General features: G+C 71.9%; 18 protein-coding genes and 2 rRNA genes (1 of these 20 cut by a window edge). 11 read left to right on the top strand and 9 right to left on the bottom strand.

The window, feature by feature from the left end:
- Positions 1 to 940 (top strand): 23S ribosomal RNA (locus BSL84_RS12915); it begins 2,184 nt to the left of the window's first position.
- Positions 941 to 1,019: 79 nt separating this feature from the next.
- A 5S ribosomal RNA gene (rrf, locus tag BSL84_RS12910) occupies positions 1,020 to 1,136 on the top strand.
- A gap of 87 nt (positions 1,137 to 1,223) precedes the next feature.
- Here the strand turns inward: rrf and BSL84_RS12905 are convergent.
- From BSL84_RS12905 to BSL84_RS12880, 6 genes are all read right to left on the bottom strand, one after another.
- Positions 1,224 to 1,820, bottom strand: a complete 597-nt coding sequence (locus BSL84_RS12905; protein WP_051873453.1) for a Uma2 family endonuclease — start codon at positions 1,818 to 1,820, stop codon at positions 1,224 to 1,226.
- A 62-nt stretch (positions 1,821 to 1,882) separates the two neighbouring features.
- Positions 1,883 to 3,193, bottom strand: coding sequence for a DUF58 domain-containing protein (locus tag BSL84_RS12900; RefSeq protein WP_075970383.1), 1,311 nt, complete (start codon positions 3,191 to 3,193; stop codon positions 1,883 to 1,885).
- Positions 3,193 to 4,179, bottom strand: a complete 987-nt coding sequence (locus tag BSL84_RS12895) for an AAA family ATPase (RefSeq protein ID WP_030032197.1) — start codon at positions 4,177 to 4,179, stop codon at positions 3,193 to 3,195. The genes BSL84_RS12900 and BSL84_RS12895 overlap by 1 nt, the downstream gene beginning before the upstream one ends.
- On the bottom strand, positions 4,176 to 5,531 hold the full coding sequence (locus BSL84_RS12890) for a DUF4350 domain-containing protein (protein WP_234363455.1): 1,356 nt from the start codon (positions 5,529 to 5,531) through the stop codon (positions 4,176 to 4,178). The genes BSL84_RS12895 and BSL84_RS12890 overlap by 4 nt, the downstream gene beginning before the upstream one ends.
- Before the next feature lie 110 nt (positions 5,532 to 5,641).
- Positions 5,642 to 6,322 carry a DUF4129 domain-containing protein gene (locus BSL84_RS12885; RefSeq protein WP_045322835.1) on the bottom strand — a complete coding sequence of 227 codons (681 nt, stop codon included), beginning with the start codon at positions 6,320 to 6,322 and terminating at the stop codon, positions 5,642 to 5,644.
- 7 nt (positions 6,323 to 6,329) lie between these two features.
- On the bottom strand, positions 6,330 to 7,577 hold the full coding sequence (locus BSL84_RS12880) for a glycerophosphoryl diester phosphodiesterase membrane domain-containing protein (RefSeq protein WP_045322834.1): 1,248 nt from the start codon (positions 7,575 to 7,577) through the stop codon (positions 6,330 to 6,332).
- A 234-nt stretch (positions 7,578 to 7,811) separates the two neighbouring features.
- On the opposite strand from BSL84_RS12880, the gene mtrA reads away from it, so the two are divergent.
- From mtrA to BSL84_RS12850, 6 genes are all read left to right on the top strand, one after another.
- Positions 7,812 to 8,501, top strand: a complete 690-nt coding sequence (mtrA, locus tag BSL84_RS12875; protein ID WP_199816223.1) for a two-component system response regulator MtrA — start codon at positions 7,812 to 7,814, stop codon at positions 8,499 to 8,501.
- An 88-nt stretch (positions 8,502 to 8,589) separates the two neighbouring features.
- The gene (gene mtrB, locus BSL84_RS12870; protein WP_045322838.1) at positions 8,590 to 10,452 is read left to right on the top strand and encodes an MtrAB system histidine kinase MtrB; all 1,863 of its coding nucleotides are present in this window, start codon (positions 8,590 to 8,592) and stop codon (positions 10,450 to 10,452) included.
- On the top strand, positions 10,442 to 12,319 hold the full coding sequence (locus BSL84_RS12865; RefSeq protein WP_051873436.1) for an LpqB family beta-propeller domain-containing protein: 1,878 nt from the start codon (positions 10,442 to 10,444) through the stop codon (positions 12,317 to 12,319). Before mtrB ends, BSL84_RS12865 begins: the two co-directional genes overlap by 11 nt.
- 85 nt (positions 12,320 to 12,404) lie before the next feature.
- Positions 12,405 to 13,169, top strand: a complete 765-nt coding sequence (locus BSL84_RS12860) for a ComF family protein (RefSeq protein ID WP_045322832.1) — start codon at positions 12,405 to 12,407, stop codon at positions 13,167 to 13,169.
- Between the two features lie 329 nt (positions 13,170 to 13,498).
- Entirely contained in the window at positions 13,499 to 14,194 is a 696-nt protein-coding gene (gene hpf / locus BSL84_RS12855; protein ID WP_030032505.1) for a ribosome hibernation-promoting factor, HPF/YfiA family, read from the top strand.
- Positions 14,195 to 14,386: 192 nt separating this feature from the next.
- The gene (locus tag BSL84_RS12850) at positions 14,387 to 15,139 is read left to right on the top strand and encodes a response regulator (RefSeq protein WP_045322831.1); all 753 of its coding nucleotides are present in this window, start codon (positions 14,387 to 14,389) and stop codon (positions 15,137 to 15,139) included.
- Positions 15,140 to 15,196: 57 nt separating this feature from the next.
- Here BSL84_RS12850 and BSL84_RS12845 read toward each other — a convergent pair whose 3' ends face one another.
- Together BSL84_RS12845 and BSL84_RS12840 are read right to left on the bottom strand one after the other, a co-directional pair.
- On the bottom strand, positions 15,197 to 16,378 hold the full coding sequence (locus BSL84_RS12845; protein WP_075970382.1) for a winged helix-turn-helix domain-containing protein: 1,182 nt from the start codon (positions 16,376 to 16,378) through the stop codon (positions 15,197 to 15,199).
- 50 nt (positions 16,379 to 16,428) lie between these two features.
- Positions 16,429 to 17,004 (bottom strand): GNAT family N-acetyltransferase, encoded by a 576-nt coding sequence (locus BSL84_RS12840; protein WP_075970381.1) that lies wholly within the window; start codon positions 17,002 to 17,004, stop codon positions 16,429 to 16,431.
- 240 nt (positions 17,005 to 17,244) lie between these two features.
- On the opposite strand from BSL84_RS12840, the gene secA reads away from it, so the two are divergent.
- Entirely contained in the window at positions 17,245 to 20,037 is a 2,793-nt protein-coding gene (secA, locus tag BSL84_RS12835) for a preprotein translocase subunit SecA (RefSeq protein WP_030030818.1), read from the top strand.
- Positions 20,038 to 20,233: 196 nt separating this feature from the next.
- Here secA and BSL84_RS12830 read toward each other — a convergent pair whose 3' ends face one another.
- Positions 20,234 to 20,701, bottom strand: coding sequence for an Rv3235 family protein (locus tag BSL84_RS12830; protein ID WP_234308472.1), 468 nt, complete (start codon positions 20,699 to 20,701; stop codon positions 20,234 to 20,236).
- A gap of 313 nt (positions 20,702 to 21,014) precedes the next feature.
- Between BSL84_RS12830 and BSL84_RS12825 the strand changes: the two genes are divergently transcribed.
- Together BSL84_RS12825 and BSL84_RS12820 are read left to right on the top strand one after the other, a co-directional pair.
- On the top strand, positions 21,015 to 21,515 hold the full coding sequence (locus BSL84_RS12825; protein WP_075970380.1) for a DUF6912 family protein: 501 nt from the start codon (positions 21,015 to 21,017) through the stop codon (positions 21,513 to 21,515).
- Complete coding sequence (locus tag BSL84_RS12820; protein ID WP_030029441.1) at positions 21,512 to 22,177, top strand: HAD family hydrolase; 666 nt, start codon at positions 21,512 to 21,514, stop codon at positions 22,175 to 22,177. The genes BSL84_RS12825 and BSL84_RS12820 overlap by 4 nt, the downstream gene beginning before the upstream one ends.
- The last annotated feature ends 16 nt before the right edge of the window (positions 22,178 to 22,193 follow it).

Here is a 22,193-nt window from a genome sequence, read left to right as displayed (position 1 = left end):
ACCTGCACGAATGGCGTAACGACTTCTCGACTGTCTCAACCATAGGCCCGGTGAAATTGCACTACGAGTAAAGATGCTCGTTTCGCGCAGCAGGACGGAAAGACCCCGGGACCTTTACTACAGTTTGATATTGGTGTTCGGTTCGGCTTGTGTAGGATAGGTGGGAGACTTTGAAGCCCCAACGCCAGTTGGGGTGGAGTCGACGTTGAAATACCACTCTGGTCGTGCTGGATGTCTAACCTCGGTCCGTGATCCGGATCAGGGACAGTGTCTGATGGGTAGTTTAACTGGGGCGGTTGCCTCCCAAAGGGTAACGGAGGCGCCCAAAGGTTCCCTCAGCCTGGTTGGCAATCAGGTGTTGAGTGTAAGTGCACAAGGGAGCTTGACTGTGAGACCGACGGGTCGAGCAGGGACGAAAGTCGGGACTAGTGATCCGGCGGTGGCTTGTGGAAGCGCCGTCGCTCAACGGATAAAAGGTACCCCGGGGATAACAGGCTGATCTTCCCCAAGAGTCCATATCGACGGGATGGTTTGGCACCTCGATGTCGGCTCGTCGCATCCTGGGGCTGGAGTCGGTCCCAAGGGTTGGGCTGTTCGCCCATTAAAGCGGTACGCGAGCTGGGTTTAGAACGTCGTGAGACAGTTCGGTCCCTATCCGCTGTGCGCGTAGGAATATTGAGAAGGGCTGTCCCTAGTACGAGAGGACCGGGACGGACGAACCTCTGGTGTGCCAGTTGTCCTGCCAAGGGCATGGCTGGTTGGCTACGTTCGGGAGGGATAACCGCTGAAAGCATCTAAGCGGGAAGCCTGCTTCAAGATGAGTATTCCCACCTCCTTGAGAGGGTAAGGCTCCCAGTAGACGACTGGGTTGATAGGCCAGATGTGGAAGCCCGGTAACGGGTGGAGCTGACTGGTACTAATAGGCCGAGGGCTTGTCCTCAGTTGCTCGCGTCCACTGTGTTAGTTCTGAAATAACGAACGGCTGTGAGAACACCAGCATGTTCAGAATTTCATAGTGTTTCGGTGGTCATAGCGTTAGGGAAACGCCCGGTTACATTCCGAACCCGGAAGCTAAGCCTTTCAGCGCCGATGGTACTGCAGGGGGGACCCTGTGGGAGAGTAGGACGCCGCCGAACAATCATTGTGGGAAAGCCCCGCACCTTCTGGTGCGGGGCTTTTCTGCGTTCACGGGCCGGCCGAACGCTGCCACGCCCCGCCTCGTCTCACCAGTCGGCGGGGTAGCTCTTGAGGCTGCTCGTGTCGAGCGTCCAGCGACCGGCGATGACGGTGTCCCCGAAGGCGTAGGGGACCGCTTTCCGGTAGCGGATGCCGTCGGGTCCGGATGAGGGGTCGCTGTGTACGGTGACCGTCTTCTTGTCCTTGCGGGGGTCTACGACGACGTACAGCGGCACTCCCATCCTGGGGTAGTCGTGCAGCTTGTCGCGGATGTCAGTCAGCGAGTTCGTCCGTGAGACGACCTCGACCACCAGCAGGACGTCGCGGGCGTTGACGACCTTGGCGGTGTCGTCGGTGTCTTCCTCCGCGATGACCATGAGATCGGGGACCTTGGTCAGGCCGGTTTGAGGATCACCCATGTTCGTGTCATTGAGGGCCATGACTTCTGGTGTCTGGGCCTCGATCTGACGGCGCAGCCGCACCACGTTGAGCCCGTGGGGAGCCGTGGGGCTCATCATCGTGAGGAAGATCTGACCGTCGGTGGTCTGCACCTTCCATTGGTCTTCCTGGTGCTCGGCCAGCTCCGCGAGCTGTTCCGCGAAATCGTGCATGCGGCGCATCTGCTCGGGGGTGAGGTCGGCCATGATGTCCTCCTGGTGGGTCCCAGCCAGCGTATCCAGCCAAGCGATGGCCCGAGCGGAGTTGGCTAGAGGCGACCGGCTGCTTTGAGGGACAGGTAGGCGTCGGCCAGGGTGGGGGCCAGGGTGTCGGGGGTGGCGTCGACCACGTGGACGCCGTGGCGGGTGAGCTGGTCGGCCGTGCGGCGGCGCTGGGCCTGGGTCTGGGTGCCGGCCGCGGCTTCGTAGACCGCGTCCACGGTGCCGCGGGAGGCGGTCATCGCCGCCACGTGGGGGTCGGCCACCGAGGCCAGCAGGACCGTGTGGCGCTGGGTGAGACGCGGCAGGAGCGGGAGCAGGCCCTCTTCGACGGGGGCGGCGTCCAGGCTCGTCAGGAGGACCACCAGGGACCTGCGCGGTGCGCTGCGGAGGATGGTGGACACCAGGGTGCGGGAGTCCGTCTCGACCAGTTCCGGTTCGAGGGTGGCCATCGCGTTCACGAAGGAAGGCAGGACGTCGGCCGCCGCGCGGCCCTGGACCTGGGCGCGGGGGCGGCGGTCGTGGGCGAGGAGGTCCACGCGGTCGCCGGCGCGGGTGGCCAGGGCGGCGAGGAGCAGCGCCGCGTCCATCGCCGAGTCCAGACGGGGAGCGTCGCCGACGCGGCCCGCGGAGGTGCGGCCGGTGTCGAGGCAGATCAGGATGTGCCGGTCGCGTTCGGGACGCCAGGTACGGACGGCCACCTTGTGCCGGCGGGCCGTGGCACGCCAGTCGATGGAGCGGGTGTCGTCGCCGGGGACGTAGTCGCGCAGGCTGTCGAACTCGGTGCCCTCACCGCGGGTCAGGAGGCTGGTGCGGCCGTCCAGTTCGCGCAGGCGGGCCAGTCGGGACGGCAGGTGCTTGCGGCTGGTGAACGGGGGCAGGACCCGGACCGTCCAGGGGGCGGGGTGGGAGCCCTGACGGGCCCACAGGCCGAGCGGCCCGTAGGAGCGGATCGTGACGCGGTCCGCCCGGCGGTCGCCGCGGCGGGTGGGACGCAGCCGGGTGGTCAGGCGGCGGCGCTCGCCCGCCGGGACGACCAGCTCGTGGCGGGACGCGGCCGCCTCCGTGCCCGGGGTCCAGCTGCTCGGGGGCCAGGCGTCGCGGACGCGGGCACGGAGAGTGCGGCGGCCCGGGTTGGTGACGGTCAGGTGGACGTCCGCCGGTTCGCCCAGGCGGACGGAGGTGTCGCCGGACCGGGCCAGCACCAGGCTGCGTACCGGCGCGGCCAGGGCGTAGTCGACCGCGCAGGCCAGCGCGATCGGACCGTTGACCGCGAGCATGCCGGCCCAGCTCGGCTCCAGGACGCCGACGGGGATGCTGCCGAGGGCCGCCAGGAGGGCGGCGCGTCCGGTGAGGGCCATCAGCGCGGAACGGGGACGTGGGAGAGGATCGCCGTGATGACGGCGTCCGCCGTGACACCTTCCATCTCCGCCTCCGGGCGCAGCTGCACGCGGTGGCGGAGCGTGGGGAGGGAGAGGGCCTTGACGTCGTCAGGGATGACGTAGTCGCGGCCGGTGAGCCACGCCCAGGCGCGGGCGGTCGCGAGGAGGGCCGTCGCACCGCGCGGGGAGACACCGAGGACGAGCGAGGGCGATTCGCGGGTGGCGCGGCAGATGTCGACGACGTAGCCGGCGATCTCTGGGGAGACCGAGACGCGGGCGACGGCGTCGCGGGCCGCTTCGAGCTGGGCCGGGCCGGCGACCGGGCGGATGCCGGCGGCCTTCAGGTCCCGGGGGTCGAAGCCGGCGGCGTGACGGGTCAGTACGCCGATCTCGTCCTCGCGGGAGGGGAGGGGCACGGTGAGCTTGAGGAGGAAGCGGTCCAGCTGGGCTTCGGGAAGCGGATAGGTGCCCTCGTACTCGACCGGGTTCATGGTGGCGGCGACGAGGAACGGCTCGGGGAGCTTGCGGGGAGTGCCGTCGACGGTGACCTGGCGCTCCTCCATCGCTTCGAGGAGGGAGGACTGCGTCTTGGGGGGCGTGCGGTTGATCTCGTCCGCGAGGAGGAGGTTGGTGAAGACCGGGCCGTCCTGGAAGGAGAACTCCGCGGTGCGGGCGTCGTAGACGAGCGAGCCGGTGACGTCGCTGGGCATCAGGTCCGGGGTGAACTGGACGCGCTTGGTGTCGAGTTCGAGGGACGCCGCCAGGGCCCGCACGAGGAGGGTCTTGGCGACGCCGGGGACGCCTTCGAGCAGGACGTGGCCGCGGCACAGCAGGGCGACGACGAGACCGGTGACGGCGGAGTCCTGACCGACCACGGCCTTGCCGATCTCGGTGCGGAGCGCTTCGAGGGAAGCGCGGGCGCTGTCCGCGGTCGCGGCCGTGGACTCGGTGGCCGGGTACGTCATGACGTGCGGACCTCTCTTTCGAGGGCGTCGAGGTGGTCGGCGAGCGCGACGAGCGCCGCGTCGTCGGAGGGGGTGGTGCCGAAGAGCAGGGCGGCCACGTCCTGGGGCCCGCCCGTCAGGCGGGCGGAGACGGCCGGGACCAGTGCGGCCGGGTCGTGGGCCTGGGTGGGCGGTACGCCGACCAGGGCGGCCAGGCGTTCGCGGGAGGCGGCGCGCAGGACGGTGGCGGCGCGGTCGCGTGCCCCCGCCTTGCGGTAGAGGCGGGCGCGGCCCTCGGTGGCCTCGGAGGCTCGGACGGCGACGGGCAGCCGCTCGGTGACGAGGGGGCCCAGCCGGCGGGCGCGCCAGAGGGCGGCGAGGGCGGCGGCGACGAAGAGCTGGAGCAGCGCCCAGGACCAGCCGGCCGGGACGAGTTCGAGGAGGCTCTTGTCCTGGTCGCCGTCGCCGGGGTCGGAGTCCGCGAGGGACGGCAGGTACCAGACGAGGTCCGGGCGGGAGCCGAGGAGTTGGAGGGCGAGGGAGGCGTTGCCCTGCTCGGCGAGGCTCTCGTTGAGCAGGATCGTCTCGGAGCCGAGGAGGACGGTGTCACCACCGGTGGTGCCGGTGGGGAGGACGAGGAGGGTGGGGTGGCCGCCGCTGGGGTAGCAGGCGGTGGCTCCGGGGAGGGCGGTGGTGTAGCGGAGGTCGCCGCCGGTGCCGGCGCGGCCCGCCGAAGTGGCGGCGGGCAGGGCGCAGCGGGGGTCGAGGTCGTCGGCGCCGGGGTCGTCCTCCGTACGGACTCCGGGGGAGAGGTCGCCGAGGCTGTGGTCGCCGGGGGCGAGGAGCACGGTGCGGCCGCCGGAGAGGTCGATGGCGGAGCGGATGGCGCTGCGCTGGGTGGCGCCGAGGCGGTCCGGGTCGGTGACGAGGAGGGTGGTGCCGGGGCCGGCCGCGTCGGCGGCCTCGCGGGCGGTGGTGACGACGCGGGTCGAGACCCCGCGTTGCTTGAGGAGCTCGGCGACGGCGCGGCTGCCGGCGGGGTCGGCGGAGCGGGGGTCGAGGTGGCCGTGGCGCGTGCCGGAGTTCAGGGCGGCGAGGATGACGGCGCCGGCGGCCAGGACGGCGACGATGGCGGCGGTACGGCGGACCCTGCGGGTGGCTCGGCGGAGTCCCGGGCCGAGTCCCCGGCCGGGGGCTCCGCCGTCGCCCCGGCCGGCGGTGGTGGCGGTTGCGGCGGTGGCCGGGGTCGGGGTCGGGGGGGTTCCGGTGGGGCCGGGGGCGCGCCGGGGCGTCTCCTCGGGCGCCGAACGGTTCTCAGGGTCGGCAGGTGTGGCGGTGGTGCGTTCGGCGCCCTGCGGGGAGCGCCCCGACACACCCCCGGCCCCACCGGAACCCGCGGGGGATCCGCCCGATGCGCCCCCGGTTCCGGCGGAAGCAGTGGAAGCGGTGGGGTCCGGGGGGCCGCCGGCTTTGTCGGGGGCGCTCATGCGGTGGGTCCTGTCAGGAGCGGCTTCGTGCGGTCCAGGGTGTGGTCGAGGGTGCGCAGGCGGGCGTAGGTGTCGGCGTCCGCGGTGCGGCCGCCGTACGTGACGTCGTCGAAGGTGCGGGCGGCGGCGTGGAGGGCGGCGGCGTGGTCCGGCAGGGAGACGGCGGCTTCGGCGGCCGCCTCGTCGGCGGTGCGGCCGGGGCGGGGGTCCAGGAGGGTGCGTTCCTCCAGGGCGCGGACGACGGCGCGCATGCGCTCCTGGACGGCCTCGGTCCAGCGGCCGGCGGCGGCGTGGACCTCGGCGGCGGTGCGGTGGTCGGCCGCGCTGCGGACGCCGTCGCCGAAGAGGGCGCTTTCGGAGGTGGCGCCGCGGCGGGGGGAGCCCAGGCGCCACCACAGGGCGGCGACGGCCAGGACGAGCAGGAGGAGGACGGCGGCCAGGCCGACGGCGCCTCCGGGGGTGGCCTCGGAGGCGGCGCCGAACAGGTCGTCGAGCCAGTCGAAGAAGGCGCGCAGGGCGCGGTCCACCAGGCCCGGGTCGTTCTCGTGGTACATCGGCTTGGACAGTTCGCGCTCGGCCGCCTCCTGGGCGGGTGCGCGCGGTGTCGTCACCGGTGGTGTCTCCGCGTTCGGCAGGAGTGCCGCGGTGCGGGTGATGAGGCCCCCCGTGCTCATCATCGGTGGGTCAGCCTCCGGTCGTGCCGTAGTTCTCGATGCCGGCCGCCCGGGCGAGCTCCAGGTCGAGGCCCTCGCGGCGGATGCGCTGGTCGATGTAGAGCAGGACGGTGACGCCGGACTGGATGGGCATGATGATCGTCTGGGCGATGATCAGACCGATCCCGGAGAAGATCAGCGGCCCCCAGGCGGTCTGGGCGCTGCCGTCCTCCAGGGAGTCGAGGCCGCCGCCGAAGGCGAAGAGGCCGATCATCTGGAACGGTGCGACGACCATCAGCGCGACGATGAAGGCGATCAGGCTGGTGAGGACCGTGATGCCGAAGATGCGCCACCAGGAGCCGCCGACGAGCTTGGAGGAGCGCGCGAAGGCCTTGACGACCGTGCTCTTCTCCAGCATCAGGGCGGGGGAGGCCAGGCTGAACTTGATCCCGAGCCAGATGACCAGCGGCAGCCAGGCGACGAAGCCGACGACGGCGAGGCCGACGTTGCCCGCGAGGGCTCCGGGCAGGACCAGTACGGCGCCGAGCAGGATGATGCCGAGGGCCAGCAGCAGGGTCAGGCCGGCCAGGCGCAGCAGCTGGGGGCGGGCGTCGCGCCAGGCCTCGGAGACCGAGGAGTGCTGACCCAGGACGGCCCGGCTGAAGATCATCGTGAGCATCGCGGTGACCACGATCGTCCCGATGACCTGGATGAACTGGTTGACCACCGACACCGCGAGGGTGCTGCCGAGGCTGTCGATCGCCTCCTCGGCGGTCATGTCCTCGGAGCTGAGGGGCAGGTCGCTCAGCATGAACTTCTGCACGAGCACCCCGATCACCTGGATGACCGTGGCCACGACCAGGGTGATCGGTACGACGGAGCGCCAGTGCGTGCGCATGGTGGCGACCGAGCCGTCGAGGATCTCGCCGAGGCCCAGCGGGCGCAGCGGGATCACTCCGGGCTTGGCGGCGGCGACCCCGCCCCACTGGCCCGGGCCGCCGGGGTAGGCGGGCCCGCCGCCGTACGGGGCGCCGGGCTGCGTCCCCCAGCCCGCGGCGGGCTGTGCCGGCGGGGTGGGCGGGGCATCGGCGGGGGGTGTGGCGCCGGGGCTCGACCACTGGCCGGGCGGGGGCTGCTCGGCGGACCACTTGGAGCCGCCGGCGGGCTGTTCGGGAGGCTGCGCGCCGCCGTCGCTGCCGGGCCGGCCGGCGGGGGTTCCCTGCCGGTCGCCGTCGGACGGAGAGGATCCGGGCGTAGCCCAGCCCGGAGAGTCGTTCATCGTCGCTCCTTCACATCCACCTGCTGCGGCGGGGGCGCTGGTCGCTGCCATCGTGCCATGTGAGGGTTCCGAACGGACCAGCCGTCCCCCCGGATCCCCGGCAGCCCGTACCTTCAATTGTCGCCCCGATCCGGGTCAGACCGGTCGAGTCGATCGCCACGCAGGTCCGAGGGGCGATTTCCAGCCCTTTTGGCTGTGGGACAGCTCACCGCCGGGTAACGATTGGCTAATGGGATGATGTCAAACATGAAGGGACGCGTCCTCGTCGTCGACGACGACACCGCGCTGGCCGAGATGCTCGGCATTGTGCTGCGGGGAGAAGGTTTTGAGCCGTCGTTCGTAGCGGACGGTGACAAGGCACTCGCTGCCTTCCGGGAGGCGAAGCCCGACCTGGTCCTGTTGGACCTCATGCTGCCCGGACGGGACGGCATCGAGGTCTGTCGGCTGATCCGGGCCGAGTCCGGCGTGCCGATCGTCATGCTGACCGCGAAGAGCGACACGGTGGACGTGGTCGTGGGCCTGGAGTCCGGGGCCGACGACTACATCGTCAAGCCGTTCAAGCCGAAGGAGCTGGTGGCCCGTATCCGGGCCCGTCTGCGCCGGTCGGAGGAGCCCGCGCCCGAGCAGCTGGCCATCGGTGACCTGGTCATCGACGTGGCCGGGCACTCGGTCAAGCGGGACGGTGTGTCCATCGCCCTGACGCCGCTCGAATTCGACCTGCTGGTCGCGCTCGCGCGCAAGCCGTGGCAGGTGTTCACCCGGGAGGTGCTGCTGGAGCAGGTCTGGGGCTATCGGCACGCGGCGGACACCCGTCTGGTCAACGTGCACGTTCAGCGTCTGCGCTCCAAGGTCGAGAAGGACCCGGAGCGTCCCGAGATCGTCGTGACGGTGCGCGGTGTCGGCTACAAGGCCGGACCCAGCTGACGTGCAGTCCGGCACCTCGGGCAGGGTCCGGGGCGGTTCCCGCCTGTGGACCGGCAGGCTGCTCCGGGACGGGGCGCCCGCGGGCCGCATGCTGCGGCTGTTCATACGCCTCGTGCGGCGGCCGCTACGTCCGGCTGTCCGCCTGTGGCGGCGCAACATCCAGCTCCGGGTGGTCGCCGCCACCTTGCTGATCTCGCTCTCCGTGGTCCTGGCGCTGGGCTTCGTCGTCATCGCGCAGGTCAGCAAGGGCCTCCTCGACGCCAAGGAGGAGGCCGCGCAGAGCCAGGCCGCCGGCGGGTTCGCCGTGGCGCAGGAGAAGGCCAACACGCCCGCGACCGTGGACGGGCCCGACGTGGCCGACAACAAGGTCGGCCGTGACGCCAGCACGTGGATGAACTCTCTGGTCAAGCAGCTGGCCAGCGGCGGGCAGACCGCCTTCGAGGTGGTCGCGCTCGGGGCCGGCACCGGGGAGGAGCCCCAGCCGGGCGCGCAGGGCGTCCGGGGCGCCCGTGCCTCCGGGAACGTGGATCCGACCGCCAGTGTGCCGATCAACCTGCGCAGGGCCGTCAACCACGCCACCGGCACCTTCAAGACCTTCTCGGAGATCCGCTACACCAGCGGTGCCGACCAGAAGGAGCCCGAGCCGGCGCTGGTCGTGGGCAAGCGGCTGACGGACGTCAACGGGGACCCGTACGACCTGTACTACCTCTTCCCGCTGACCCAGGAGGAGGAGTCCCTCAACCTGGTCAAGTCCACCATCGCCACCGCCGGGCTGTTCGTCGTGGTCCTGCTGAGCGGTATCGCCTGGCTCGTCGTACGCCAGGTGGTGAGCCCCGTACGGATGGCCGCCGGGATCGCCGAGCGGCTGTCGGCGGGCCGGCTCCAGGAGCGGATGAAGGTCACCGGTGAGGACGACATCGCCCGTCTGGGCGAGGCCTTCAACAAGATGGCGCAGAACCTCCAGAACAAGATCCAGCAGCTGGAGGAGCTGTCCCGGATGCAGCGGCGGTTCGTCTCGGACGTCAGCCACGAGCTGCGGACCCCGCTGACGACGGTGCGGATGGCCGCCGACGTCATCCACGACGCCCGGGTCGACTTCGATCCGGTGACGGCCCGCTCCGCGGAGCTGCTGGCCGGTCAGCTCGACCGCTTCGAGTCGCTGCTCGCCGACCTGCTGGAGATCAGCCGCTTCGACGCCGGGGCGGCGGCCCTGGAGGCGGAGCCGATCGACCTGCGCGAGGTGGTGCACCGCGTCATCGACGGGGCGGAGCCGCTGGCCGAGCACAAGGGCACCCGGATCCGGGTCCTCGGCGACTCCCAGCCGGTGATCGCCGAGGCCGACGCGCGGCGCGTCGAGCGGGTGCTGCGCAACCTCGTCGTCAACGCGGTGGAGCACGGCGAGGGCCGGGACGTGGTGGTGCGGCTGGCGTCCGCGGGCGGGGCCGTCGCCGTCGCCGTACGCGACTACGGTGTCGGCCTCAAACCGGGCGAGGCGACCCGAGTCTTCAACCGCTTCTGGCGGGCCGACCCGGCTCGGGCGCGTACGACCGGCGGCACGGGCCTGGGCCTGTCCATCGCCGTCGAGGACGCCCGGCTGCACGGCGGCTGGCTCCAGGCGTGGGGCGAGCCGGGCGGCGGATCCCAGTTCCGGCTGACGCTGCCGCGTACGGCGGACGAGCCGCTGCGGGGCTCGCCCATCCCGCTGGAACCCGAGGACTCCCGGGCGAACCGGGCCCGGGCCGCGGCGGACGCCGCGGCGGCGGCCTCCGGCGGGGCGGCGGAGCGGCAGACGGCCGAGGCCGCGGACCGCTCGCCGATACCGCCGCGGTCGCCCGTCGCGGGCGCGATGTCGGTGCCCGCCGACCCGACGGCCCTGCCGGGGAACGGGGCCCGGGTCGTGGCCCGCCCGGCCGAGCAGGCACAACAGGAGGATCGAGCCGATGGACGGTGAGCCCGTGGACGCGCGGTGGGGGAGCGCACGGGTGAGGGGCCGGCGCCTGCGCACGCTGCGGGCGTACGCCTTCCCGGCAGCCGGGCTGGTCCTGGCCGGCTGCGCCTCGATGCCCCACAGCGGCGAGATCCGCGCCGTGCAGGCGTCGCAGGGCGTGGACTCGCAGGTGCGGGTGTTCGGCGTGCCGCCCGCGGACAAGGCCACTCCGGCGGAGATCGTCGACGGCTTCCTGGAGGCGATGACCAGCGACGACCCGCAGCTGGAGACCGCCCGCAAGTACCTCACGCCGGCCGCCGCGAAGTCCTGGAAGCCCAGCTCCGCCGTCACCGTGCTCTCCTCCGGCCTCAGCCGGGTCGCGGTCCGCGGCGAGAAGGACCCCGAAGGGCCCCGCTGGAAGGTGACCGGCAAGAAGCTCGCGACCGTCGACGAGCACAGCGCCTACCAGCCGCAGACCGGCGTCCGGGACTACGAGGAGCAGCTCCAGCTCGTCCAGGACGAGGACAAGCAGTGGCGCATCTCGACCCCGCCGAGCGGCCTCGTGCTCAGCGAGTCGGACTTCCAGCGCATCTACATGCCGGTGAACAAGTACTACTTCGCCGGCGGCACGCTCGTCGCCGACCCGGTCTACGTGCGCCAGCGCAGCGACCCCGACTCGCGGATGGACCCGACCACGCAGACGGTGCAGTCGCTGCTCGCCGGGCCGTCCCGGTGGCTCGCGCCGGTCGTGGAGTCCGCCTTCCCCACCGGTACGGAACTGCGTACGGGCACCAAGTCCCTCTCGTACGACGGCCAGAACACGCTGCGCGTGCCGCTCAACGACAAGGTGGGCAACATCGCGCAGCCGCAGTGCAAGAAGATGGCCACCCAACTGCTGTACACCGTCAAGGACCTGACGGGCTCACGGCTCGACCAGGTCGAACTGCTGCGCTCCTCCGACGACAAGACGTCGTCGCTGTGCACGGTGACGTCGGTGAGCGCGGACGCCATCGCCAGGCGGCCCAAGCTCCCCGACTTCCAGTACTTCGTCGACAGCGAGAAGCGGCTGGTCCGGATGAAGCTCGACGTGGGCGGCGAGGACCAGCAGGTCCACACCGAACCGGTGCCGGGGCCGCTGGCGACCCTGCCCGCGTTCAAGGTCCGGTCGGCCGCGGTGTCGCACGACGAGCAGCGCGCGGCCGTGGTCTCCGAGGACGGGCACGGGCTGTACGTGGTGCCGACGTCCGGGGGCGGGCCGATGCCGGCGCAGGTGCCGATCGGCAGGGGCGGCAAGGCGGAGACGCTGACGGCGCCGAGCTGGGACGCGTCGGGCGACCTGTGGGTCGCGGACCGCGATCCGCAGCAGCCGGGGCTGTGGCGGGTGCCGGGCGGGACCGGAACGCCGGAGAGGGTGCAGGTGGCCGGGCTCGACGGGCGGCGGATCGCCTCGCTGAAGGCGTCCGCCGACGGGGCGCGGATCGCGCTGCTGCTGGAGGAGGCCCCCGCCGGCAAGAAGCTGTACGTCGGGCGGATCGAGCGGCCGGACGCGAAGGGCGACATCTCGGCGGTGTCGGTGCGCGAGCTGCGGCCCGCGGCCCCGCAGATGGCGGACGTGACGACGATGAGCTGGGCGCCGCGGGGCCGGCTGCTGGTGGTGGGCCGGGAGAAGGGCGGGGTGCAGCAGGCCCGCTACATGCTGGCGGACGGCTCGATGGTCGCGGCGAGCCTGCCGGGGGCCACGGGGCTGTCCGAGGTCGCGGCGGCGGCCGCGGAGGACGAGTCGAAGCCGAAGCCGGTGCTGGGGTACTCGGAGGACGGGATCGTCTGGCTGCCGCCGGGTGCGCAGTGGCGGACCGTGGCCGCGGGCGGGTCGCCGGTCTACCCGGGCTGAAGCCGCGGGCTCCCGGCTGCCGCCCGGCCGCCGGCCGTCGTCCACAGGGGTGGCGGGCCGGGGGCCCGGCCGCCAGTGTGGTGCCATGCGGGGGTGGTGGCGGGAGCTCGCCGGGCTGGTCCTGCCCGTCGACTGCGCGGGGTGCGGTGCCGCCCGCGTGCTGGTGTGCGAGGGCTGCCGGGACGCGCTCAGCGGGTCCGCTGCGGGTCCGGTGGGCCCGTCCCCGCGCCCCGAGGGGCTGCCGCCGGTACACGCGGCCGCCGCCTACGAGGGAGCCGTACGGGAGGTCCTGCTGGCCCACAAGGAGCGCGGGGCGCTCCCGCTGGCCGGTGTGCTGGGTGCGGCGCTGGCCGCGGCCGTCCTGGCCGGCGGGGCCGGGCGGGGGCGGGGCGAGGTGGCACTGGTGCCGGTCCCCTCGGCGCGCGGACAGGTGCGGGCGCGCGGGCACGATCCGGCGCGCAGGATCGCGCTGGCCGCGGCGGGAGGGCTGCGGCGGGCCGGGGTGCCGGCGCGTGTGGCGCCCGTACTGGCGCTGCGACGGGCGGTGGCGGACCAGGCGGGACTGGGGGCCCGGCAGCGCCGGGAGAACCTGGCGGGGGCGCTGGCGGTGCGCCGGGACGGGGCACGGCTGACGCGGGGGGCCCGGATCGTACTGGTGGACGACGTGGTCACCACCGGGGCGACGCTGGCCGAGGCGGCGCGGGCGGTGCGCGCGGCGGGGCTGGCCGTGGGATGCGGCGGCGGATCCGGGGAAGGCGCCGGGGCGGGAGCGGGCGGCGTGCTGCGGGCCGCGGTGGTGGCCGCGCCGGCGGGCTCCTTCGGGCGGAGTCCCCGCGCGTGGCGGCGGTGAGCGGGAACGTCTCCGGCGGGAAATCCGGTGAATAGATTTGGAACTGGAGGGGAAGGCCCATCGTTGCAGGTAGTACGAGGGAACGGCCACTGGACTGGAAGTACAGGCCAGTAGCGGGTGCCGACAACCGCCATAGAGGGATATGTTCGGTTGTAAGGAACTCAGGAGGCTGTTCTCTCGACTCCGAAGTCGGTGGGGTGTAGATCTTGCCGATGGGGGAGGAGGAGGTGAAAGTCGCCAAGTCCGAGGCTCCGGCCTTCACCGGAGTCTGGTGCGAAAGGGAGACGCTTCGCCCCGTCGGGCGGAGCTATCCGGGAACGGAGTTCTGCGTGGACATCGTCGTCAAGGGCCGCAAGACCGAGGTGCCCGAGCGGTTCCGCAAGCACGTGGCCGAGAAGCTGAATCCGGAGCGGATCCAGAAGCTCGACGCCAAGGTGATCAGCTTGGACGTCGAGGTGTCCAAGGAGCACAACCCGCGCCAGGCCGACCGTTCCGACCGCGTGGAGATCACCCTGCGTTCGCGGGGCCCTGTGATCCGGGCCGAGGCGGCCGCCGCCGACCCGTATGCGGCGCTGGACCTTGCCCAGGACAAGCTGGAGGCCCGGCTGCGCAAGCAGCACGACAAGCGTTTCACCCGCCGTGGCAGCGGCCGCATCCCGGCGGCGGAGGTCGCCGACGTCGTACCGGGCGTCGCGTCCCTCAACGGCAGTGGCCAGCCGGTCACCGAGGAGAAGACGGACGGAGTTCCGATCACCCGGATCGGATCCATCGAAGTGCAGGGTGAAGGCCCGCTCATCGTCCGCGAGAAGACCCACTCGGCCGCGCCCATGTCGCTCGACCAGGCTCTGTACGAGATGGAGCTGGTCGGCCACGACTTCTATCTGTTCGTCGATTCCGAGACCAAGCTGCCCAGTGTCGTCTACCGGCGCCACGCCTATGACTACGGCGTCATCCATGTGAACCCCGACGGGGCCTCCAGCTCGGAGGAGCCGCGGGGCGGCGCGGGTGGCGCGCTCGGCGGCTGAGCAGACCGTTCGCTGCCCCCGCGGGACGCTCCGGCGTCTCCGCGGGGGCACCTGCATGACGGGTATGCGCCAGGAGGTCCGCCGGCATCCCCCGCGCCACGGTGCGGGCATGGAATCATGGCGGGCAGTCAACCGGCTGCGCAGCGTGTCCGGTTGGCCCGGCAACTCGGCACATGCAGGGGGAGGGACGTGATGGCGGACAGCTTCGGTCCGGTACGCGCGGACGGCGGTGCGGCCTGCCGCGGGGCGGACCCCTCGGGGGAGACCGCCGGCCCGCCGGCCGGGGAACCCATCCGGGTGCTCGTCGTCGACGACCACGCGCTCTTCCGCCGGGGACTGGAGATCGTCCTCGCGCAGGAGGAGGACATCCAGGTCGTCGGCGAGGCCGGGGACGGCGCGGAGGCGGTGGACAAGGCGGCCGACCTGCTGCCGGACATCGTGCTCATGGACGTGCGGATGCCCCGGCGCGGCGGCATCGAGGCATGCACCTCGATCAAGGAGGTGGCACCCTCGGCGAAGATCATCATGTTGACGATCAGCGACGAGGAGGCGGACCTCTACGACGCGATCAAGGCGGGCGCGACCGGCTACCTCCTGAAGGAGATCTCCACGGACGAGGTGGCCACGGCGATCCGGGCGGTGGCCGACGGCCAGTCGCAGATCAGCCCGTCGATGGCGTCGAAGCTCCTGACCGAGTTCAAGTCGATGATCCAGCGGACCGACGAGCGGCGGCTGGTGCCGGCGCCGCGGCTGACGGACCGGGAGCTGGAGGTCCTGAAGCTGGTGGCCACCGGCATGAACAACCGTGACATCGCCAAGGAGTTGTTCATCTCGGAGAACACCGTGAAGAACCACGTCCGCAACATCCTGGAGAAGCTTCAGCTGCACTCCAGGATGGAGGCCGTGGTCTACGCGATGCGGGAGAAGATCCTGGAGATCCGCTGACCGCACCCCCGCGGGGGCGGCGGTCGGCTGCCCGGCGGGGCCAGGTGCCGAGTGCGGTCAGTTGCCCAGCGCGGTCAGCTCCGCCGTGACCGCCGCGGCCTCCGCCGGGCTCTGCGCGCGCTCGACGCGGACCGCGTCGCAGCCGACCCACTCCGCAGCCTCCCGCAGCGCACGGGCCATCGCCGGCGCGGCCGCGGGCGAGGTCAGCGAGAGCTGCCGGGCGACCAGCGTGCCGCCCTCGCGGGCCGGGTCGACGCGGCCCTGGAGCCGGCCGCCCGCCAGCAGCGGCATCGCGAAGTACCCGTGTATCCGCTTGGGCTTGGGAACGTACGCCTCCAGGCGGTGCGTGAAGCCGAAGATCCGCTCGGTGCGCGGACGGTCCCAGACCAGGGAGTCGAACGGGGACAGCAGCGTCGTGCGGTGCCGGCCCCGGGGCGCCGTCGCCAGGGCGGCGGGGTCGGCCCAGGCGGGCTTGGCCCAGCCCTCCACCTCCACCGGGACCAGCCCGGAGTCCGCGACGACCGCGTCGAACTGCTCCCCCTTGAGCCGGTGGTAGTCCGCGATGTCGGCGCGGGTGCCGACGCCGAGGGACCGGCCGGCCAGGGCCACCAGGCGGCGCAGGCACTCGCGGTCGTCCAGGTCGTCGTGGAGCAGCGGGTCGGGCACGGCCCGCTCGGGGAGGTCGTAGACCCGCTTCCAGCTGCGGCGCTCGCTGCACACCACCTCGCCGGTGTCGAGGAGCCACTCCACGGCGATCTTGGTCTCGGACCATTCGAACCACTCGCCGCCGTTCTTCGCGCCGCCCAGCTCGGTGGAGGTCAGCGGGCCGTCCGCCCTCAGCCGGTCCAGGACCGCCCGCGTCGAGTGCTGCTTGTCCTGGAGGATGTGCCAGCGGTGGCCGCGCGTCCGGTTGGCCCGGCGGCGGAAGGCGAAATGCGGCCATTCCTCGATGGGCAGGATGCAGGCCGCGTGCGACCAGTACTCAAAGGCGTGCCGCTCGGTCCAGTAGGCCTTCTCCACGGTGTCCCGGCCGACCGCGCCGAGCCGGGCGTACGGGATCAGCTCGTGCGAGCGGGCCAGCACCGAGATGGTGTCGAGCTGGACGGCGCCCAGGTGGCGCAGGACCCCGCGGACCCCGCCGCGCCGGTCGGGGGCGCCGAGGAAGCCCTGCGCGCGCAGGGCGATCCGGCGGGCCTCGTCGGCGGACAGGGACACGGTCGGCGGCGGCAGGCTGCTCATGTGCCGAAGCCTACGAGCCGCCACTGACAGCGGACCGGTCAGTGGACCGGTCAGGCGGCGGGCGCCGGCAGGTAGGGCATGGCCGGGGTGAGGCCCAGGTCGGAGGGGAGGAGGGCGCCGATCCAGCAGTCGCGGTAGGTCTCGCGCTGGATGATGCCGGCCCGCAGCGTGCCCTCGACCCGGAAGCCGGCCTTCTCGGCCACGGCGCGGGAGCCGGCGTTGCCCACCTCGGCCCGCCATTCCAGACGTCCGATGCCGAGCTCGGTGAACGCCCAGCGGGCGACGGCCAGGACCGCCTCGGCCGTGTAGCCCCGGCCGCGGTGCTCGCGGACCGCCCAGTAGCCGACCTCGTAGCTCTCCGCGCTGTGGACGTGCAGCCCGACGGACGCGACCAGCGGGCCCTCGGCCCCCAGGCGTACGGCGAAGGGGAAGGCCGTGCCGTCGCGCCAGCCGTTGGGCGAGGTCTCGGTGACCCAGGTGTGCGCGTGCTCCTCCTCGTAGGGGGAGGGGACCAGCGTCCAGCGCTGGATGTCGGGGTCCTGTGCGGCGGCGTAGACCTCGGCCTCGTCGGCGGGGACGAAAGGCCGCAGTACCAGACGGTCCGTCTTCAGTGTCGTGGGCTCCATGAACGGATTCTGCTGCCGTCCCGCCGCCGGGGACGAACAATTTTCGGTGATCCCTTCGGGCGATGCGGCACCTTCGGTGTCCCCCGTACGTTCTCAATCCGGGCGCCCGTGCCCTCACGGGAACGGCGGACCTCCCGACGCGGCCCTGTCCTCGCTTACGATGGCCGTTGCGGTGGGGCCCACCTGCCGTGCCCGGCTACGTAAAGTGCCCAGGCCCGACCGGCAAGGAGACCAGCCTCAGTGTCCGTCTTCAACAAGCTCATGCGTGCAGGCGAAGGCAAGATCCTGCGCAAACTGCACCGCATCGCGGACCAGGTCAACTCCATCGAAGAGGACTTCGTCAACCTCTCCGACGCCGAGTTGCGGGCGCTCACGGACGAGTACAAGCAGCGCTTCCAGGACGGCGAGAGCCTGGACGACCTGCTGCCCGAGGCCTTCGCGACCGTGCGCGAGGCGGCCAAGCGCGTCCTCGGCCAGCGCCACTACGACGTGCAGATCATGGGCGGCGCGGCGCTGCACCTCGGCTATGTCGCCGAGATGAAGACCGGTGAGGGCAAGACCCTCGTCGGCACCCTGCCCGCGTACCTCAACGCGCTGTCCGGCAAGGGCGTCCACCTGATCACGGTGAACGACTACCTGGCCGAGCGCGACTCCGAGATGATGGGCCGCGTCCACAAGTTCCTGGGCCTGAGCATCGGCTGCATCCTGGCGAACATGTCGCCCGCGCAGCGGCGCGAGCAGTACAACTGCGACATCACCTACGGCACGAACAACGAGTTCGGCTTCGACTACCTGCGCGACAACATGGCGTGGTCGCAGGACGAGCTCGTCCAGCGCGGCCACAACTTCGCCGTGGTCGACGAGGTCGACTCCATCCTCGTCGACGAGGCCCGCACCCCGCTGATCATCTCCGGTCCCGCGGACCAGGCCACGAAGTGGTACGCGGACTTCGCGAAGCTCGTCACCCGCCTGACCAAGGGCGAGGCCGGCCAGCCGCTCAAGGGCATCGAGGAGACCGGCGACTACGAGGTCGACGAGAAGAAGCGCACCGTCGGCATCCACGAGGCCGGCGTCGCCAAGGTCGAGGACTGGCTCGGCATCGAGAACCTCTACGAGTCGGTGAACACCCCGCTCGTCGGCTACCTGAACAACGCCATCAAGGCGAAGGAACTGTTCAAGAAGGACAAGGACTACGTCGTCATCGACGGCGAAGTCATGATCGTCGACGAGCACACCGGCCGTATCCTCGCCGGCCGCCGTTACAACGAGGGCATGCACCAGGCGATCGAGGCGAAGGAAGGGGTGGACATCAAGGACGAGAACCAGACCCTCGCCACGATCACCCTGCAGAACTTCTTCCGCCTGTACTCGAAGCTGTCGGGCATGACCGGTACGGCCATGACCGAGGCCGCCGAGTTCCACCAGATCTACAAGCTCGGTGTCGTCCCGATCCCGACGAACCGGCCGATGCAGCGCGTGGACCAGGCCGACCTGATCTACCGCACCGAGGTGGCCAAGTTCGCCGCCGTCGTCGACGACATCGCGGAGAAGCACGAGAAGGGCCAGCCGATCCTCGTCGGTACGACGTCGGTCGAGAAGTCCGAGTACCTCTCCCAGCAGCTCTCCAAGCGCGGCATCCCGCACGAGGTCCTCAACGCCAAGCACCACGAGCGCGAGGCCACGATCGTCGCCCAGGCCGGCCGCCGCGGCGCCGTCACCGTCGCCACGAACATGGCCGGCCGCGGTACCGACATCAAGCTCGGCGGCAACCCGGACGACCTCGCCGAGGCCGAGCTGCGCCAGCAGGGCCTGGACCCGGAGGAGCACATCGAGGAGTGGGCGCACGCCCTCCCCGCGGCGCTCACCCGTGCCGAGGCCGCCGTGAAGGCGGAGTTCGAGGAGGTCAAGGGGCTCGGCGGACTGTACGTGCTGGGCACCGAGCGCCACGAGTCGCGCCGTATCGACAACCAGCTGCGCGGCCGTTCCGGCCGTCAGGGCGACCCGGGCGAGTCCCGCTTCTACCTGTCGCTGGGCGACGACCTGATGCGTCTGTTCAAGGCGCAGATGGTCGAGCGCGTCATGGCCATGGCCAACGTGCCGGACGACGTGCCGATCGAGAACAAGATGGTGACGCGCGCGATCGCGTCGGCCCAGTCGCAGGTCGAGACCCAGAACTTCGAGACGCGCAAGAACGTCCTGAAGTACGACGAGGTCCTCAACAGCCAGCGGGAGGTCATCTACCGGGAGCGCCGCCGCGTCCTGGAGGGCGAGGACCTCCAGGAGCAGGTCCGCTTCATGATGGACGACACCATCGACGCGTACATCGCCGCCGAGACGGTCGAGGGCTTCGCCGAGGAGTGGGACCTGGAGCGCCTGTGGAGCGCCTTCCGGCAGCTCTACCCGGTGAAGGTCACCATCGAGGAGCTGGAGGAGGCCGCGGGCGACCGCGCCGGCATCACCGCCGAGTTCATCGCGGAGTCCGTCAAGGACGACATCCACGAGCAGTACGAGGCCCGCGAGAAGGCCCTCGGCTCCGAGATCATGCGCGAGCTGGAGCGGCGCGTGGTCCTGTCGGTGCTGGACCGCAAGTGGCGTGAGCACCTGTACGAGATGGACTACCTGCAGGAGGGCATCGGCCTGCGCGCGATGGCCCAGAAGGACCCGCTGGTCGAGTACCAGCGCGAGGGCTTCGACATGTTCAACGCCATGCAGGAAGGCATCAAGGAGGAGTCCGTCGGCTACCTGTTCAACCTGGAGGTCCAGGTCGAGCAGCAGGTCGAGGAGCTTCCGGTGCAGGACGCCGCGCCGTCGATGACGAAGGAGCCGGTGCCGGCCGCGCGTCCGGAGATCCGGGCGAAGGGGCTGGACGCGCCGCAGCGTCCGGACCGGCTGCACTTCTCCGCGCCGACGGTCGACGGGGAGGGCGGCGTGATCGAGGGCGACTTCGACAGCGACGCCGCCGGTGACGGGATGACGCGAGCGGAGCGCCGTAAGGCGCAGAAGGCGGCGGGTGGGCGGCGCCGCAAGAAGTAGCCCGCCGGTCCCCTGCGGGGGGCGTGGCTCGTCGGTCGGGGCCGGACACCTTGTGGTGTCCGGCCCCGGCCGTTTCACACCGCCGGTGGTGCGGGTCCGTGCCGGGTGCGGCGCTGTTGCGGGGGCGCTGCCCCCGAGCCCCCGCGCCTCAAGCGCCGGCGGGGCTGGAGGGGGCTGGAAGGTGCGGCGGGGCCGGTCAGGGGCGGGGGCCTTGGATCTCCACCGCTGCGCAGCGCCAGCGGAGGTCCGGGCCCTGTTCCAGGCGGAAGGCCATCGCCGTCACGCGGTCGCCGGTCGCGATGCGGGCGAAGGCCTCGATGACACCGGGGCCGGGGATGAAGCGGCCGCAGCGGCGGACGACCGGCCGCAGGCGCTCGCGCAGCGGGTCCGCGGGCGCCAGGGTGACCAGCTGCTGGTAGGCGGGGCCCACGGTGTGTCCCAGGAGCGAGTGCACCGGGCGCAGCCCGCAGAGCACGGCCAGGAGGCGTTCGGCGAACCAGTGGTGCGGGCCCGCCGGGCTCCGAGGGCCCGTGGGAGCCGCCGGTGCCGCGGGGCCCGCCGGGCGCCGCTGGTCGCGCCGTCCGGCGGGGCGGGTCCCGGAGCGGCCTGCGGGCCGGCGACGGCCGTCGTTGCTGCCGATCGTGCCGCGCGTCGTGGTGTCCATCGCGATCTGCCCCCGAACAGGCCGGGCCCGGAGTGGTACCGGGCGGTAACTTGATGGGGATCTTCTACGGTCGGTGAACACGCTCCGCAACCGGCGCCCGGCCCCGGCCCGAGGCCGGCCAGGTTCACCTATCCGAGTGCCCGCCCCGCCGCCCCCGCGCGGGCCGGGCCCGGCGCCGTGGCGGCCGGTGGACGGCCGCCCGGCGCGTCCCGGGACCCCGATGGGGTACGGCGGCCGTCACCCTGCGAACCCCCGGGCGACCCCCGCCGGGTCGTATCCTGGGTGCGTTTCCGACGACCGAAAGCAGCCGGCCATGCGTGTGTACGTCCCCCTGACCCTCCCCGCGCTCGCCGAGGTGCACCAGGCGGGTGAGCTGGGCCCCGCCCGGCTGCGGGCGTACGCCGTCACCCCCGGGCTCCGCGAGTGGTACGTCTCGGAGGACATCGAGGAGCTGGAGTACGCCGCCCTGGGCCGGGCGGCCGCCGCCTCGCTGCGGCTGCTCGCCGCCGACCCCGGCGCGCCCCGCCGGCGCGTCGTCGTCGCCCTCGACGTCGACGACAAGGCCGCCACCGCCACCCCCGGGACCGACGAGGCCGCCCTCGGCCAGGTGAGCCTGGCCGCCCCCGTGCGGCTCGCCGTGGCCGCCGCGGTCCACGTGGACGCCGACGACGCCGACGCGGACGTCGCCGCCGCCGCGCTGGCCCTGCCCGCCGCCGACGGCGGGGACGAGGACGCGCGGTCCGCCGTCGACGGCGCCGAGGACCACGAGCTGCTGTGGTTCGGCGTCCAGGAGATCCCGGGGCTGCTGAAATGACCCGCACCCACCACATCGTGTGGGACTGGAACGGCACCCTCCTCCACGACATCGACGCCGTGATCACCGCGACGAACGCCTCCTTCGCCGAGCTCGGCTTCGCGCCGATCACCCTGGAGACGTACCGCGACATGTACGTCGTACCGGTGCCGAAGTTCTACGAGCGCCTCATGGGACGGCTGCCCACCGAGGAGGAGTGGCTCGTCATGGACGAGACCTTCCACCGCCACTACTGGGCCGCCGCCGCGGACTCCGGGCTCGCCGACGGCGCCCGCGAACTGCTCCGGGACTGGCAGCGGGACGGGCTCACCCAGTCCCTGCTGTCTCTCGCCCCCCACGACAAACTCGTGCCGCTGGTGAAGTCCCACGGCATCGACGGGCACTTCCTGCGCGTCGACGGGCGGACCGGCCCCTCCCACACCTCCAAGGCGGGACACCTCGTACGCCACCTGCAGGCCCTCGACGCGACGGGCGTCACCGCCGGCCGTACGGTCCTCATCGGAGACGCCGTGGACGACGCCCTCGCCGCCGCCCACGTCGGCGCCCGCGCGGTCCTCTACACGGGCGGTTCGCACAGCCGCCGCAGTCTGGAATCAGCCGGAGTGCCCGTCGTGGACAGCCTGGCCGAGGCCGTTCTGACAGCTCGCGAACTGGCCGAATAGCGACTGGCGGGGCCGC

Source organism: Streptomyces sp. TN58, assembly GCF_001941845.1.
GTDB lineage: Bacteria > Actinomycetota > Actinomycetes > Streptomycetales > Streptomycetaceae > Streptomyces.
Note: the sequence above shows the minus strand (reverse complement) of the source record. Positions and strands in the feature narration are given on the sequence as shown.

Excerpts from the sequence above, each read along its gene's own strand:
- BSL84_RS12825 (WP_075970380.1), top strand. The coding sequence starts at position 21,015 with ATGCGTGTGTACGTCCCCCTGACCCTCCCCGCGCTCGCCGAGGTGCAC.
- BSL84_RS12830 (WP_234308472.1), bottom strand. The coding sequence starts at position 20,701 with ATGGACACCACGACGCGCGGCACGATCGGCAGCAACGACGGCCGTCGC.
- BSL84_RS12880 (WP_045322834.1), bottom strand. The coding sequence starts at position 7,577 with ATGAACGACTCTCCGGGCTGGGCTACGCCCGGATCCTCTCCGTCCGAC.
- BSL84_RS12895 (WP_030032197.1), bottom strand. The coding sequence starts at position 4,179 with ATGACGTACCCGGCCACCGAGTCCACGGCCGCGACCGCGGACAGCGCC.
- BSL84_RS12885 (WP_045322835.1), bottom strand. The coding sequence starts at position 6,322 with ATGATGAGCACGGGGGGCCTCATCACCCGCACCGCGGCACTCCTGCCG.
- BSL84_RS12850 (WP_045322831.1), top strand. The coding sequence starts at position 14,387 with ATGGCGGACAGCTTCGGTCCGGTACGCGCGGACGGCGGTGCGGCCTGC.
- BSL84_RS12845 (WP_075970382.1), bottom strand. The coding sequence starts at position 16,378 with ATGAGCAGCCTGCCGCCGCCGACCGTGTCCCTGTCCGCCGACGAGGCC.
- mtrA (WP_199816223.1), top strand. The coding sequence starts at position 7,812 with ATGATGTCAAACATGAAGGGACGCGTCCTCGTCGTCGACGACGACACC.
- BSL84_RS12840 (WP_075970381.1), bottom strand. The coding sequence starts at position 17,004 with ATGGAGCCCACGACACTGAAGACGGACCGTCTGGTACTGCGGCCTTTC.
- BSL84_RS12905 (WP_051873453.1), bottom strand. The coding sequence starts at position 1,820 with ATGGCCGACCTCACCCCCGAGCAGATGCGCCGCATGCACGATTTCGCG.
- BSL84_RS12860 (WP_045322832.1), top strand. The coding sequence starts at position 12,405 with ATGCGGGGGTGGTGGCGGGAGCTCGCCGGGCTGGTCCTGCCCGTCGAC.
- BSL84_RS12900 (WP_075970383.1), bottom strand. The coding sequence starts at position 3,193 with ATGGCCCTCACCGGACGCGCCGCCCTCCTGGCGGCCCTCGGCAGCATC.
- mtrB (WP_045322838.1), top strand. The coding sequence starts at position 8,590 with ATGCTGCGGCTGTTCATACGCCTCGTGCGGCGGCCGCTACGTCCGGCT.
- BSL84_RS12820 (WP_030029441.1), top strand. The coding sequence starts at position 21,512 with ATGACCCGCACCCACCACATCGTGTGGGACTGGAACGGCACCCTCCTC.
- BSL84_RS12865 (WP_051873436.1), top strand. The coding sequence starts at position 10,442 with ATGGACGGTGAGCCCGTGGACGCGCGGTGGGGGAGCGCACGGGTGAGG.